This window comes from uncultured Adlercreutzia sp. (genome assembly GCF_958431955.1).
Classification (GTDB): Bacteria; Actinomycetota; Coriobacteriia; order Coriobacteriales; family Eggerthellaceae; genus Adlercreutzia.
This window is the reverse complement of sequence record NZ_CAUASN010000050.1, coordinates 1-14,884: the sequence shown is the minus strand read 5'-3', so window position 1 is coordinate 14,884 and position 14,884 is coordinate 1. Positions and strand designations below refer to the sequence as shown.

Here is a 14,884-nt window from a genome sequence, read left to right as displayed (position 1 = left end):
ACGACCGCTACTTCCTCGACCACGTGGCCGAGTGGATCTGCGAGGTGGACCGCGGGCAGCTGTTCCCCTACAAGGGCAACTACTCCACCTATCTGGAGACCAAAGCCGCCCGCATGGCCGCCCAGGGCCAGGCCCAGGCAAAGCTCGCCAAGCGCATGGAGCGCGAGCTGGAGTGGGTGCGCAGCAGCCCGAAGGCGCGCCAGGCCAAGTCGAAGGCCCGTCTGGCGAACTACGACGCCATGGTGGCCGAGGCCGGCAAGGCGAAGAAGCTCGACTTCGCGGAAATCCAGATTCCCGTGGGCCCGCGTCTGGGCTCGAAGGTGCTCGTGGCGAAGAACCTGCACAAGGAGTTCGACGGCCGCGTGCTCATCGATGATTTGTCCTTCGAGCTGCCGCGCAACGGCATCGTGGGCGTGATCGGCCCCAACGGCGTGGGCAAGACCACCCTGTTCAAGACCATCGTGGGCCTGGAGCCCCTCACGAGCGGCGAGCTCGAGGTGGGCGAGACGGTGAAGATCTCCTACGTGGACCAGAATCGCGAGGGCATCGACCCGGACACGAAGCTGTGGGAAGTGGTGTCGGGCGGCACCGACTACATGATGGTCGGCGAGACCGAGATCCCCTCCCGCGCCTACGTGGCCGCCTTCGGCTTCAAGGGCGCCGACCAGCAGAAGCCCGCGGGTGTGCTGTCGGGCGGCGAGCGCAACCGCCTGAATCTGGCCCTCACCCTGAAGGAGGGCGGTAACCTCCTGCTTCTGGACGAGCCCACCAACGACCTGGACGTGGAGACGCTCTCCAGCCTGGAGGCGGCGCTGCTCGACTTCCCCGGCTGCTCGGTGGTGGTCAGCCACGACCGCATGTTCCTCGACCGCATCGCCACCCACATCCTGGCCTGGGAGGGCGATGACGAGAACCCCGGCCGCTGGCATTTCTTCGAGGGCAATTTCGAGAGCTACCAGGCCGACCGCGAGGCGCGCCTCGGCAAGGAGGCCGCCAAGCCCCACCGCCTGCACCGCAAGCTCACGCGCGACTAGGCGACGCGCAGCCGACCGCGAGGGCGGCCCCGCCGCCGGCGCGCCACGGCAAGCTATACCTGTCTTCGGAAGCGGCCCCCACGGGGGCCGCTTTTCCGTTGCGGAGGGCCTTTCGGGGGGTGTTTTTTTGAAGCCTCAGCGAGTTTTTCCCGAACGCCGTGACATTTCCCCCTCCCCGTTCGTATTGAAGGCAAGGAGGTAAGCATGCGAACACCCTTATATGGAAAGCAGGAGGCGAGCGTGGCGGAGCGGGCGCTGGCGCGGTGGGGAGACACGGTGTGGCGGGTGGCCCTCGGCCAAACGGGCTCCCGCGCCGACGCCGAAGATGTCTACCAGGACGTGTTCCTGAAGCTTCTCGACAAGCCGCGCGCCTTCGAGAGCGACGAACACCTGAAGGCATGGCTCATCCGGGTAACGGTGAACCAATCCCGCGACCGTCTCCGCGCCCGCACCCAGCACGCCACCGATTCGCTCGACGATCACCGCGAAGAGGCAGAGCGCAAACTGGCGCAAGCGGAGCCCCGAGGAGCAGGCGCACCCAACGACCCGGAAGACCGCTTCTCGGATCTGTGGGATACCGTGGGCCTTCTCCCCGAGGACCAGCGCACTGTCGTCAACCTCTTCTACGTCGAGGAGCTCAGCACGGCGGAAATCGCCCGCGCCCTGGCATGCACGCCCGGGGCGGTGCGCATGCGCCTGCACCGTGCCCGGGAGGCCCTGCGCAACCTGCTCGGCGACGGCCCAGGCGGTCGCGATCCGGCGCGCAGCGGACTCCCGCACCGCACGGCGACCCCGCCTCGCGACGCCAACCTGCTCCGCCCCGACAAAGAAAAGGAGGCTCAGCTATGAGCGATACCCAACCGGCCAATCACCGCCGCGACGATCTCGAAAACCGCCAGGATCCCTCGGCAAAGGTGGACGATTTCCTCAAGCAGTACGTCTCGGCCGTCCGCGCCGAGCGGGTTCCGGCCACGGCCCAGGCGCGGCTGCAAGAGACTATCAGGGCGGCAAGCGCGGAGCAGGCCCGGCGCACGGAAAGCCCAGGCGCGAACGCCGAGGGACCGACGGCGTTCAGCCCGCTGCGGCGTCCCCGCCGCGCTGCCCGCTACGCCGTCGCCGCGGCGAGCGCCGCTGTTCTCATTTTGGCGAGCGCCGGGGCCATCGCCCTGGGAGCCGGCGGCCCGCAAGACGCCGACCTCGCCGCATCCCCAATCGAGCAGCAGGCAGACGGCGGCATCGACGAAGCGGCCGCCTCGCCGACGGGGAACTTCTTCGTGCTGAAGGCGTGGGCCGACGAGGCGGAGGAGGCGAACGTCCCCGTCACCTCGGGCGATCCCCTCGGCATTAACTGGCTCCACCCCGCCTTCGTGACCAGCTGGGAGAGCTGGCAGGGCGACCCTGTGTTCGGAGAGCTGCTGGCGCCCGGGGAGGCCCTGACCTACTTCAACTTCGACGCCCAGTGCGAGGGGTCGAACCTCGCCTCGGTCTCCTACCGCATCGACAACGAGAGCGCCTTCTTCGAGTACTTCGACTGGCAAGAAGTCGATCAGCTGACAGCGGCCGGAGAGGATCCGCAGCAGGTCGTCGAGCACGGCCCCTCGTTCACCCTCACCTACGGGGACGGCGGAACCGCCGCAACGGCCTTCACGCGCCTCTACGTCATCGCGCCCTATCCCGCCGAATGCGACGCTGACCCCTATGCGGTCGAGGGCTACGCGGAGGCCGCACGGGTTCTCGACGGCTCGATCATCACGCTCACGGCCACCTTCGACGACGGCAGCACGCAGGAGCAGGCATACCGCATCGCCATGGCGGCCGACTTCGAGGAGAAGTGCCCGGAGTTTCTGTCCGAGTACCTCGCGGCCTGGGACGTCGCGGGCCCGCAGGGAAAGGAAGCGGTTCTGGACGAGACGTCGGATGCCCCCAAGCTGTTCACTTTGGAACCGATCGGCGAATAGGCTCGCCCGTCTCCGATACTCCCTCCGGCGGCCCGCGCGCATTCGTGCGGGCCGCCGGCTTTTTGAGGAGGACGCCGGCTTCGGGGAGCCTTGCTCTCTTCAGGCTATCGCGTATGATATACTATCTTTTGATTGGAAATTGAGGGCAATTTTACCCCCATATTATTATTTTTCTCGATCATTTTTCTTAAATTGATGATACAATCGGCTCAGATAAGCAATCGATAGATTGGAACATCATGAGCGAGCTTAACATGTCCCGGCAAATCAAGGAGATCCGCAAGCGCTACGGCCTCTCACAGCAGGCTTTCGCACGCCTGCTCGGCATCGGCGAGGCCAGCATCACGCGCTACGAGAGCGGAATCGCCCCCACCAAGGCCAATGCCAACCTCATTCGCGCCGCCATGATCCCCGAGTTCATGGCCGGCTGCCTCGAACGCGACGGCGATGCACTCACACCCAAACAGCGCGCATCGGTCGAGAAGATCGTGTACGCGGAAATAACGTTCGACGAGGAGGGAGAGATCATGGACATGACCGACATCTACGAGCTTACCCTGCAGCAGGAGGTGCTCAACGAAAAAGCCGCCGAAATCCTCGGCGATGTCATCAACGGTCTCATACAAGCTGAAGACGAGAACGACGAGCTCCTGAAGATGGTCTATGAGGATCTCTTTGCCCAGCTTGCCAACCTGAAGCCCGCCATTACCACTGTTGAGGCAAGCAACTGGAAAAGCCTCCACAACATAGATGGCGAACTGAACTGCATCCGCTCCCTATTCAATCGCGTTCAAAAGAGGGCAGCATGAGTGCCGGACATCTCGGAGAGTACTCCGAAGCCGAATTCCGCCGACGCCTTGCGCGGGAAATCCAGAAGGCGACCTTCCCCGCCGAGGTGGGGCCAAGCGATACGCCTCAAGCTATCTTGCTGGGCGGCCAAAGCGGCGCTGGAAAAACTACATTGCACAAGGTATTCCGGCAAAAGCTGGGAAACAACGTCATCGTCATCAATGGAGATGAGTTCCGGTCATCGCACCCGCGCTTCGCAAGACTTCAGCACGCCTTCGGAGATAAATCAGTTGACTACACCGCGCCCTGGGCTGGCCACATGACCGAAGCCGTCATAGAGCACCTCTCTCGAATCGGCTACAACCTCATCATCGAGGGCACGCTGCGCACGGCCGAGGTGCCCATGAAGACGGCGGCGCTGCTACGCGGGCGCGGCTACGGGGTATCCTTGGCGCTTATGGCGGTGAAGCCCGAGATCTCGCTCGTAAGCTGCCAGATACGCTATGAGGAGATGCGCATTCTGGGCACCACGCCCCGCGCCACCGATCCTGCGCACCACAACAAGATCATCGACCAGATCGTCGACAACCTCGCCGTGTTAGAGGAAAGCGAGCTGTTCGACGGCGTCTTTCTGTACAACCGAGCCCAAGAGCTCCTCTTCCCGCGCGAGGGAGTGGGACAAAGCGCAAGCGACGCCCTGCGGGACATCCTCTTCGGCCCCTGGACCGCCGAAGAGGAGCGTCACTACCGCAAGCTGCAAGCCAAGCTGGGCCACCTCAAGGAGACGAAGCCCCCGTTCTAGAGAACCGCGGCTCCCCCATCCTAAGAAGTCGGAGGCTCCCCGTCGGGGCTGGCTCCCTCAACGGTGCCCTCGCCGTCGGGACCGGCTCCCTCGATCGCGCCCTCGCCGTCGAGACTGGCCTTCTCGATCGCGTCCTCGCCGCCCTCGCCGGCATCCCCCTCTTCGGGAGAAGCAGCTTTTTTCGCGAGGTGGTGGGCCACGATGTCGGCGGCCAGCAGACGGCGGAAGTCCTCCACGTCGTAGAGCTCGCCGGTATCGCTGGCATCGTTGACGCGGGGGATCTCGCCGGTACCCCCGCCAATACAGGGAATCTCGCCCGTGTCGCCCTCGAGCGGGGAGACATCGCCCGCACCATCCTCAATGCGGGGGATTTCGCCCGTATCGCCCTCCAAGGCGGAAGCGGCCGGCAGCGAGGCATCGGCGCCCAAGGCGCCCTCGGCGGCGCCAAGCTCGCCGCCGCCCGAAGCACCCTCGTCGGCGAAATCGTCGGGATAGCCGAAGTCATCCCCGGCGGAAAGCTCCGAGCCGTCGAAGGAGACGGGAACGAAGTGGGGCTCCTCCCCCGCAGCTGCTGCCGCCGCGGCCGCTGCGGCAGCCGGCGAGGCGATGGCGGCCCGGGCCCGCAAAGCGTCGCGCTTGCGCACGGCCGCATCGAGGGCGCTCTCAGCATCGAGTCCGCCATCGCCGGCCGGCCCGTCGATGATCGAGCCGTCGCCGAGCTGCTCCCACACGGGCACGCCCGCGGCCCTATCGGCAGCCGCGCGCACGGCCTCGGAGCGCTCGCGACGGGCCCGGTTCGCCTCGCAGGCGAGAGCCACGGTCGCGCCGACTCCCCCGGCGGCGAGCACCGCCACCGACACCGGGCCGGCCAGCTTCGCGCCGGCGACCCACGGCAACTCCTCAGCCGTGGAGAACGCCTCGTTCACATGGCCCGCAGCCCCGTGCTGGAGCACCTGGACAACCCCGTGACCGCCCTGCTCGCTCGCGCCGAGCACGCTGGCAGACGCGAAACCGCGCCCCTGCAGGGCCGCAACCCGGTCCTGGGCCCGCGAGAGCACCTCCTCGCGGGGGCCGAACGTCAGGGCGTCCATCGGGCACGCGCTCACGCAGGCGGGGATGCCGTCGGCGGCCACCTCCGCGGCACAGCCGTCGCACAGGCACACCGGGCCCACCCCGCCCGAGCTGCGCGGAGCGCCGGTGGGGCACACCATGGCGCACAGGCCGCAGCTCACGCAGCGGTCGGCCGCGGGGCCGACGAGACGCCCCTCCTCGGAAAGCTCCAGGGCTCCGGTGGGGCACACCTGCCCGCAGGGGGCCTCGGCGCAGCGCACGCACCCGCGCCGGGCCGCCTCCCACACCAGTCCCGCACCCTCCACGGTGCGCTCGGTGAGGGCGATGGACAGCGGGCTCGCGCCGTCCAGATCGGCCAGGCGCTCGTAAGCGTCGGCCGGCGCCTCGTTGCCAGCCTCCGGGGCCAAGGACAGGCCCCGGCGCTCTTTGCAGGCGACGACGCACGCCTGGCATCCCGTGCAGCGGCTGCCGTCGAACAGAATCGCCTTGTCTTCCATAGCTCCCCCTCTAGGCCTTCTCGATATCCACGAGGAACCCCTTGGCGTCGCGGCCGCCTCCGGCGGGGTTGCCGGAGGCGGGTGCGAGCAGGTTCCAATAGCAGCCGGGCGCGTCGGAGGCGCCCTCGTCGCCGCTGGCGGCCGCACGCGGGGCGGCCCCGTTCAGGCAGATGCAATGGGCCTCCACGTCCTCGCAGGGGAAGGGGGCCACGCGCGCCGTCACCAGCACAGGCGCCTCCAGGGAGCCCCGGTCGTTGAAGACGCGCACGCGGTCGCCCGTCGCCAGGCCGCGGATGCGGGCCAGGGCCTCGGACACCTCCACGAAGCACCCCGGCTCGAAGGCCGCCGCTGCTGCGACGAGCGCGCGCCGTCGGGCCGTCTGACCCCGGCCGGTGTTCACCACCGCGCAGATGGGATGCGCCTCGCGGTCGGCCTCGATGTTGCGATAATCCGGCGCCAATGCCTCCTGCACCGCCGCGTCGACTCCTCCGGCGTCCCCGCCCTCTCCCGCCGACGCCAAGGCGAGGGCGCGCGAGGCGGCGGCCATGAGGGTCGGTGCGGCATAGGAGCCGTTCAAGCGGTTGTTCAGCGGCGCTTCCAGGGCCTCGTAGTGCTCGGGAAGGGCCCCGTCGCCCAAACGGTCGCACGCCAGGAGGCCCACCTCCTCCCACACCGCCGGAAAGGCGCGGTTGTCCGGCTCGATCCAGCGGCCCTCGCGCAGGGCGGCGAAGTCGGCAGCGTCGACGAGCACCCAGCTCTGGCCGTCCCAGTGCAGAAGGTCGCGGCCCGCAGCCCAGGGCTGCCCCGCCAAGTTGGCGCTGGCCCGGTTGCCGCGCACGCGCACGTTGCCCGGCCAGGTGAAGCCCCACTGGGAGAACAGCCCCAGGCCGCTCTCGTCCGTCGCGTCTCGGCGCCCCGCGGGCTGGCCGGAGGCGTCGCCGAGCGATGCCAGGGCGTTCCAGCAACCGGCGAAGGAGGGCACCGCGCAGGCCGTCGACCCGTCAGCCTTCAAGCCGTCGGGCCCCTCCACAAGCTTCACCGAGGCGGCGTCGAAGTCGGCCTCCTCGGTCAGGTACCCGTTGAGGGCCCAGGCCACGCGCTCGGGCACCACCGCGTCGTCGGCGACGTAGTCCCACTTCGCGTTCAGGATGGGCGCGCTCGCCATGCCGCCCTTCGTGTCGTAGAGGTTGTGCACGTGTCGCCACAGCTCGCCGATGATGTCGAGGGGGGCGCGGGCATCGCCGAAGGGCGCGAGGGCCGCCCCGACATGCTGCATCAGGCGCCCGCTCGCCCGCATCCCCGCCTTCTCCGGCCCGACGGCCGCCGGCAGCAGGTACACCGTCGTCCCGACGGACGCCGCATCGGCGCCGGGAGCGTTCCAGAAGGAGGGAGCGTCGCCCTCCAGGGCGTCCACGGCCACGAGCCATTCCAAATTGCCGAGCGCCTCGGCCCCGAAACCACCAGGGGCTGCGGCCAGCAGGTCGGCGCTCCACGAGAAGCATCCGCGCACCGTGCCGTCGGCGATGGCCGCGAACAGCCCGTCCCCGTCGGCCGAGGCCCGCTTGGGAAGCCAGTCGTAGCCGTAGTCGTTGTCGTAGGCGGCCGCGTCGCCCCACCATTCTCGCAGCACCGAGACGATCCGCTTCGGATCCTGGGCATGGGTGCCCGCCGAGGCCACCTGAGCCTCGAGCCACGCCTGGAGCGTCGGCTCGTCGGCGGTGGGCCAGGCCATGGAGCCGGGCAGCCGGTCGGGCCGCAGGCCCACAGCATCGGCCGCCGCCTCGCCGGCGCAGCCCCCGGCGTAGCAGATGCCGCCGCCGGGCACGCCCACGTTGCCGAGCAGCAGCTGGGCCATGCAGGCCGCGCGTGCGGCCTGGGCACCCGTGCCGTGCTGGACGAGACCCGGCCCGGCGACGATCTTCGCCGCGCCGTCGGCCGCGCTCGTGGCGCCGAGGGCGGCGTACACTTCCTCCAGCGCTCCGCGGTCCACGCCGCACACCGCGCTCACGGTGTCCAGATCGTAGCGGCCGTAGAACGCCGCCATCTGAGTCCAGACGCACGAGGGGTGCTGCAGGGTGATGTCACGCACCGGCTTCGGCGTGGAGGGGATGGCCCACACGGGAACACCCTCGCCGCGCACCCAGGCGAACTCGCCCTCGTAGCGCATGTTCCACGTCTCCTCGCCGTCGGTCTGCCATCCCCAGCTCGCCCGGTCGTAGGAGCCCGTGAACGGGTCCCATCCGGAGAACTGGCCCGTCGCCGCATCGAAGCCGAAGTCGTCGGCCATGAGGTAGGAGGCGCTCGTGTAGTTCAGCACGTACTCGGGCTGCCACAGGTCGTTGGCCATGAGGTAGTTCACCAGCCCCCCGAAGAAGGCGATGTCGGTGCCGGGGCGGATGGCCAGGTGCACATCGGCCATCTCGGCCGTGCGCGTGCGCAGCGGATCGACCACGATCCAGCGAGCCCCCGCCTCCCGCGCGCGCTCGATCCAGCGCAGCCACAGCGGCTGGGAGGCCGCGATGTCGGCGCCCACCGTGAGAATGACCTGCGACAGGGCCGCGTCGCTGGCCAGCCCGTCGGGAGCCTCCATGCCCAGCGTGGCGGCCGCCCCCTCGGCGAAGACGCGCCGGCCGCCGGCCGCCTCGCTGTCCAGGTTCACGACGCCCCAGCTGCGCAGGGCCTTCATGAGCAGGTACTGCTCCTCCACGAGCAGCTCGGCGCCGCCGAAGCTGCCGATGGCCTCGGTCCGCATGACGGGCACCTCGCCGTCGTATTCCACGAAGCTCTCGTCGCGGGTCTTCTTCACCAGCGACGCGATCTCGGAGAGGGCCATGTCCCACGAGATGTCCTCCCACGCGTCGGATCCTCCGCGGCGCACCCGGGGCGAGGCCAGCCGGCGCGGGTTGTCGATCACCTCCCCGCCCTCGGCGGCGCGCTCCCGGCGCGTCCCCAGCATCTGCTGGCCCCGGGCGCACAGCCTGCCTTCGGACAGCGGGTTGGAAGAATCGCCTGCCACAGCCACAGGCTCGCCGTCCTCGCAGGCGACGAGGGCCGTGCAGCCGAGCGGGCACCCCTCGCACACGGCGATGCGCTCGTCGGCGGCGCCCTCGGCGGCCGCCTCGGTGTCCTCCCCCGCCGCCTCATCGTCGGCCCATGCCCTCCCGGGCGAGGCGACGGCCGCCGCGCCCGCCGCCGCGAGCCCGGCGGCGAGGAAGCTTCTCCGCGTAAGTTCCATAGGTAACGATCTCCTCGGTTATGCTTGTTAACACCCAGTCTCTTTGGTTGCATTTTCACATATCGGTAACGAAAACGGCCCCCGGAACCATCCGTTCCGGGGGCCGCGGGGCCCATCCCCATAAATTGTCCACGTTCAAGCCGCCCAAACCGCCTTTGATGAGGTGGTTTGTCAGCTTCACGGACCTCGCTAGGCGCGGCTCACGGCCACGGCGCACACCTTGTACTCGGGCACCTTGCACACGTCGTCCAAGGCCGCGTTGGTGAGCCAGTTGGCGTTGCCGTCCTGGAAGTGGAAGGGCATCCACGTCTCGCCGGGCGAGGTCTTCGCCGACACGCGCGCCGTGGTGGTGATCTCGCCGCGGCGGCTCGTCACGCGCACCGCATCGCCGTCGGCCACGCCGAGAGCAGCCGCATCCGCGTCGTTCAGCTCGATAAACGAGCTGTCGCCGATGGCGTTCAGGCCCTCGGTGCGGCTCGTCATGGCGCAGGCGTTGTAGTGGTGCAGCACGCGGCCGGTCATCAGCACGAAGGGGAATTCCTCGCAGGGCAGCTCGTCGGAGGCGCGGTACTCCGCATCCGAGAACTTGCCGAGGCCCCGGGTGAAGCCGCCCACGTGCATGATGGGCGTGCCCGGCGAATCCGGCGTGGGGCAGGGCCACTGCAGCCCGCCCCCGGCCACCTCGGCGCCATCGAGGCGCGCGTGGCTGATGCCGCCGTAGCTGGGGGTGAGGCTCGCCACCTCGTCCATGATCTCGGCGGCGGTCAAGTGCGGCTGGGCGTAACCCATGCGGTTCATGATCCCGGTGAAGATCCAGGTGTCGGGGCGGGTGCCCTCGATCTCCACCGCCGGGCGGATGCGCTGCACGCGTCGCTCGGTATTGGTGAAGGTGCCCTCCTTCTCGGCGTAGCTGCGCCCGGGCAGCACCACGTCGGCGAGCGCGGCCGTCTCGGTGAGGAACAGGTCGTCCACCACGAGGAAGTCGAGCGAGCGCAGAGCCGACAGCACGTGGTTCGTGTCGGCGTCGGTGCGCACCGGATCCTCGCCGAAGATGAACAGGCCCCGGATGCGGCCGTCCTTCATGGCCCCGAAGCACTCGGTGGCCATAAGGCCGGGCTCGGTGGGCAGGCTCACGCCCCAGGCGTTCTCGAACTTCGCGCGCACCTCGGGGTTGGCCACCTTCTGGTAGCCGGGGAAGTCAGCCGGGGTGGCGCCCATATCGCAGGCGCCCTGCACGTTGTTCTGGCCGCGGATGGGGTTCACGCCGCAGCCGGGGCGGCCCAGCTTGCCGGCGCACATGGCGATGTTGGAAAGCGACATAACGCCCTCGGTGCCCGTGGAGTGCTCAGTCACGCCGAGGCAGTAGATGATGGGCGCGCGGTCGGCCCGGCCGTACAGCTCGGCGGCCGCCACCAAGTCGTCGGCGTCGATGTGGCAGATCTCGGCCACCCGCTCCGGCGTGTAGCTTTCCACCATGGCCGCGAAGGCGTCGAAGCCCTCGGTGCGCTCCTCGATGAACGCCTTGTCGGCCAGGCCGGCGTGGATGAGCGCCCGGGCGAAGCCGTTGGCGAAGGCCACGTTGGTGCCGGGGCGCAGCTTCAGGTGGATGTCGGCGCGCTCGGCGATGCGGATGTCGCGCGGGTCCACCACGATGAGCTTGCTGCCGCGCTCCACCGCCGCGCGCACCTGCATGCCGATGACCGGGTGAGCCTCCTCGATGTTCGATCCCACCATCATGATGACGTCGGGGGTGTCGGTGATGTCGGCAATGGTGTTGGTCATGGCGCCGGAGCCGAGCGTGATGGCCAGGCCCGCCACCGTGGGCGCATGGCACACGCGGGCGCAGTTGTCCACGTTGTTCGTGCCGAAGGCCGCACGCGCCATCTTCTGCAGCAGGTAGATGTCCTCGTTGGCCGAGCGCGAGCAGGCGAAGGCGGCCACCGAGTCGGGGCCGGTCTCGCCGATAATGCGCTTGAAGTTCTCGGCCACATAATCGAGGGCCGCTTCCCACGTCGCCGGCTCCAGCTCGCCGGTGGCGCGGTTGCGCACCAGAGGCGTCGTCAGGCGGTCGGGCGACTGCACGAAGTCGAAGCTGCCCGAGCGGCCCTTCACGCACAGACGGCCGCGGTTGGAAGGGCCGTCGGCGGCCCGGGTGTCCACGATGCGCCCGTCCTTCACCACCAGGTCGTACTGGCAGCCCGTGGCGCAGTGGGGGCAGGTGGTGCGCACGTAGCCCACTTCCCAGGAGCGGTAGTCGGCGCGGCGCTTCTCCACGATGGCGCCCGTGGGGCAGGCCGCCGCGCAGCAGCCGCAGCTCTCGCAGTCGGTGGCGCGCCAGTCGGGGCCGAAGGGCGCGTCGATGGCCGTGCGCAGGCCGCGCTTGGCCGTGGTGAGCGTGTGGTTGCGGGCCTGGTTGTTGCAGGCGCCCACGCAGCGCTGGCAGCCGATGCACAGCCGCGCGTCGAAGCGCAGAAACGGGTTGTCGTCCAAAACCGGCGCGTCCTTCTCGGGCGCGGGGAAGCTCGGGGCCTCCACTCCCAGCGTACGGCAGAGGTCCTGCAGCTCGCAGTCGCCGTTCTTCAGGCAGCTGAAGCAGAAGTTCGTGGAGTTCAGCCCGTGGTTGGAGATGATGAGGTCAAGCGCGAGGCGCCGGGCGGCATCCACCCGCGGGGTATCGGTGCGCACGACCATGCCCTCGCGCACGGGCGTCTTGCAGGCGGGCACCAGGTCGGGCTCGCCTTCCACCTCCACCACGCACACGCGGCACGAGCCGACGGCGCTCACGTCCTTCAGGTAGCACAGGGTGGGCACGGCGATACCGACCACGCGGGCGGCCTCCACCAGGGTCGTTCCCTGCTCGGCCGCCACCTCGCGGCCGTCGATGATGATGTTAGGCATACTGGACCCTGCCCCCTTCCATGCTGCCGCACCCGAACGCGTCGCAGCGTAGGCAGCGGCCGCACTCCTGCACGGCCTCCTCGTGTGTCATGGTCTCCTCGCACCCGTCGAAGTCGCGCGCCCGCTCGCGGGCCGGACGCTCGGCCAGGGCCACGCGCCCGGTGGGCACCCTATCGTTCGGCGCCGCGACCGGCACCTCCACTCCGCAGTCGAGGGTATGGTGGTAGCCCAGGTAGGCATCGATGTTGCGGGCCGCCACCTTCCCCGCCGCAATGGCGCGGATGACGGTGGCCGGGCCGGTCTGGCAGTCGCCGCCAGCGAACACGTTGGAGAAGCTCTCGGCCGCAAGGAAGCCGTCGGCCACCAGGCGCCCGCGCTCGGCGGTCATGCCGAAGGCCTCGAAGGGATCGCTCACGATGCCCTGGCCCACGGCCACGAGCACCACATCAGCGCCGATGACGCGCTCGGGCTTGGATGCCGGCACCGGCGCGGGACGCCCGCCGCGCACCGGGCCCACCATCTGCGGCTGGGTCACAAGCGCGCACACGGCGCCCTCGGCGTTCACCTCGAGGCGCACGGGGGCCTCAAGCGTCAGCATCTCCACGCCCTCGGCGATGGCGGCCTCCACCTCGGCGGGCAGGGCCGTCATGTCCTCCAGGCGCCGGCGGTACACCACCGTCACCTCGCCGCCGCAGCGCACGGCCGTGCGGGCGCAGTCCATGGCCACGTTGCCGCCGCCGACCACCACCACGCGCTTGCCGCTGAAGTCGGGAATGTCTCCCTCGCCGATGGCGCCGAGCAGCTCCACCGCCGAGAGCACGCCCGCAGCGTCTTCGCCCTCAAGGCCCAGCGCCTTCGCGCCGTGGGCCCCGGCGGCCACGTACAGGGCGTCGAACTCGGCGGCCAGGTGCTCCAGGGCCGCCGCGTCCACAGCCTCGCCCGCGTGCACGGTGATGTCGCCGGCCGACAGGATGGCCGCGATGTCCTCATCGAGGCGCTCGCGCGGGAAGCGATAGGAGGGAATGCCGAAGCGCATCATGCCGCCGAGCCGGGAGCGGCTCTCGTACACGTGCACCTCGTGCCCCATGAGCGCCGCATAGTAGGCGCAGGTAAGCCCCGAGGGGCCCGCGCCCACCACGGCGATGCGGCGGCCGCTCGCGGGCAGCGCCTCGGGCACGGCCACCTTGTCGGCCGGCGCGTGGTCCACCGCGTAGCGCTTGATGCCGCGAATGTTCAACGGCGCATCCACCAGGGTGCGGCGGCAGCGGGTCTCGCAGGGATGCTCGCACACGAAGGCGCAGGCCGTGGGGAACGGGTTGTCCTTGCGGATGAGGGCCACCGCCCCCGCGCAGTCGCCGGAGCCGGCCAGCGCCAAGTACCCCGGCACGTTCACATGGGCTGGGCAGTCGGTCTCGCAGGGAACCGACTGGCCCACGCCCGCCACGCAGCGGCGGCGCTCCACATGAGAGGTGAACTCGTCGGAAAACTCGGAGAGCGCCGCAAGGAGCGCCTCGCCGGCCTCCCAGCCGATGGCGCAGTCCGAGCCCTCGCGGGCCAGCTCGGCCAGGGCGTGCAGGCGCGCCAGATCCTCGTCGGTGGCGCGGCAGTCCAACACCCGGCGCGCCAGGACGGCCGCCTGGGGAAGACCGTCGCGGCACGGCACGCACTTGCCGCAGGTCTGGGAGGCGGCGCATTCCAGCAGCGTCGTCGTCACCGCCACCGGGCACGTACCCGGCGGGGTTGCCGCGAGACGGCGGCCGAAGCGATCCAGAAACGCCTGCAGCGGCCGATCGTGCACCGCCCGCGCCTCTATGGAGAGTCGGTTCATAGGCACTCTTTCCCTTCTTGCTCTTCTCGTCATCCGCCCGCGCGGCCCCCGAGCACTTCCCGCCCGGGCACCCTGTTTTGGGGTAGATTTGCGTCAGTGTAGCAGCCGCGCGGCCGCCGCAATGTTTCCGAACGGTTTCCCCCCGACGAGCGGAGTCGGCAAGGCTTATAAACAAACCGTCTACAAGCCAAACATGATCTTGCCGATCATCCTCTAAGGGCTATACTGTCTCCATTGTCTATGGACCCCGACCAAGGAGAAGCATCATGAACACCACCCACGCCAAGGCCATCAAGGGCATGAGCATCGCCAACATCGTGTTGGCTGCCCTCGGCATCTGCGGCACCCTCATCGCTTGGATGGGCCTCGGCGCCGGAGGCGCCGCCGTCAACGGCTCCGGCTACGACTACTTCTACACCGACGACGGCTACATCATCGAGACGGGCGACATCAACGCCCTGCTCGGCGTGGCGGGCATCCTGGTGTTCTGGATGTTCGTGTGCCTGGCCCTCGTGCTCATCGCCGGTATCATGGGCGTGCGCGGCGCGAACAAGCCCGAGAAGCTCAAGGGCGTCATGACGTGGAACATCGTCGGCGCCGTGGCCGCCTTCCTGGGCGCCGGCTGGATCTCCCTCATCCTGTGCATCATCGTGGCCGTGTTCGCCAACAAGGACAAGCAGGCCCTGACCAGTGCCGCCTACGCCGCGCCCTACGGCGCCCAGCCCTACGCCGCTCCGGTGCAGCCCCAGGCCCCCGTCGCCCCCCAGCAGCC

10 protein-coding genes are annotated in these 14,884 nt (G+C 69.3%); 6 read left to right on the top strand and 4 right to left on the bottom strand.

Annotation, left to right across the window (positions count from 1 at the left end; translation table 11 throughout):
- From Q5064_RS10785 to Q5064_RS10765, 5 genes are all read left to right on the top strand, one after another.
- Positions 1 to 1,034: ATP-binding cassette domain-containing protein (locus tag Q5064_RS10785; RefSeq protein ID WP_302964594.1), on the top strand; the 1,034-nt coding region annotated here is incomplete at its 5' end.
- A gap of 204 nt (positions 1,035 to 1,238) precedes the next feature.
- Positions 1,239 to 1,883 (top strand): RNA polymerase sigma factor, encoded by a 645-nt coding sequence (locus Q5064_RS10780; RefSeq protein WP_302964591.1) that lies wholly within the window; start codon positions 1,239 to 1,241, stop codon positions 1,881 to 1,883.
- Positions 1,880 to 2,992, top strand: a complete 1,113-nt coding sequence (locus Q5064_RS10775; protein ID WP_302964589.1) for a hypothetical protein — start codon at positions 1,880 to 1,882, stop codon at positions 2,990 to 2,992. Before Q5064_RS10780 ends, Q5064_RS10775 begins: the two co-directional genes overlap by 4 nt.
- A gap of 239 nt (positions 2,993 to 3,231) precedes the next feature.
- Entirely contained in the window at positions 3,232 to 3,801 is a 570-nt protein-coding gene (locus Q5064_RS10770; RefSeq protein WP_302964587.1) for a helix-turn-helix domain-containing protein, read from the top strand.
- Positions 3,798 to 4,583, top strand: a complete 786-nt coding sequence (locus Q5064_RS10765) for a zeta toxin family protein (protein WP_302964585.1) — start codon at positions 3,798 to 3,800, stop codon at positions 4,581 to 4,583. Before Q5064_RS10770 ends, Q5064_RS10765 begins: the two co-directional genes overlap by 4 nt.
- 20 nt (positions 4,584 to 4,603) lie before the next feature.
- Here Q5064_RS10765 and Q5064_RS10760 read toward each other — a convergent pair whose 3' ends face one another.
- The 4 genes from Q5064_RS10760 to Q5064_RS10745 all read right to left on the bottom strand — a co-directional run bounded on the left by Q5064_RS10760 (position 4,604) and on the right by Q5064_RS10745 (position 14,112).
- Complete coding sequence (locus Q5064_RS10760; protein ID WP_302964582.1) at positions 4,604 to 6,151, bottom strand: 4Fe-4S dicluster domain-containing protein; 1,548 nt, start codon at positions 6,149 to 6,151, stop codon at positions 4,604 to 4,606.
- 10 nt (positions 6,152 to 6,161) lie between these two features.
- Positions 6,162 to 9,386, bottom strand: a complete 3,225-nt coding sequence (locus Q5064_RS10755) for a molybdopterin-dependent oxidoreductase (RefSeq protein WP_302964579.1) — start codon at positions 9,384 to 9,386, stop codon at positions 6,162 to 6,164.
- Positions 9,387 to 9,575: 189 nt separating this feature from the next.
- Positions 9,576 to 12,284, bottom strand: a complete 2,709-nt coding sequence (gene fdhF, locus Q5064_RS10750; protein ID WP_302964577.1) for a formate dehydrogenase subunit alpha — start codon at positions 12,282 to 12,284, stop codon at positions 9,576 to 9,578.
- Entirely contained in the window at positions 12,277 to 14,112 is a 1,836-nt protein-coding gene (locus Q5064_RS10745) for an NAD(P)-binding protein (protein WP_302964575.1), read from the bottom strand. Before Q5064_RS10745 ends, fdhF begins: the two co-directional genes overlap by 8 nt.
- A 266-nt stretch (positions 14,113 to 14,378) precedes the next feature.
- Here Q5064_RS10745 and Q5064_RS10740 point away from each other — a divergent pair.
- Positions 14,379 to 14,884, top strand: a 506-nt coding sequence (locus Q5064_RS10740) for a hypothetical protein (protein WP_302964572.1), incomplete at its 3' end; no start/stop codon positions are given.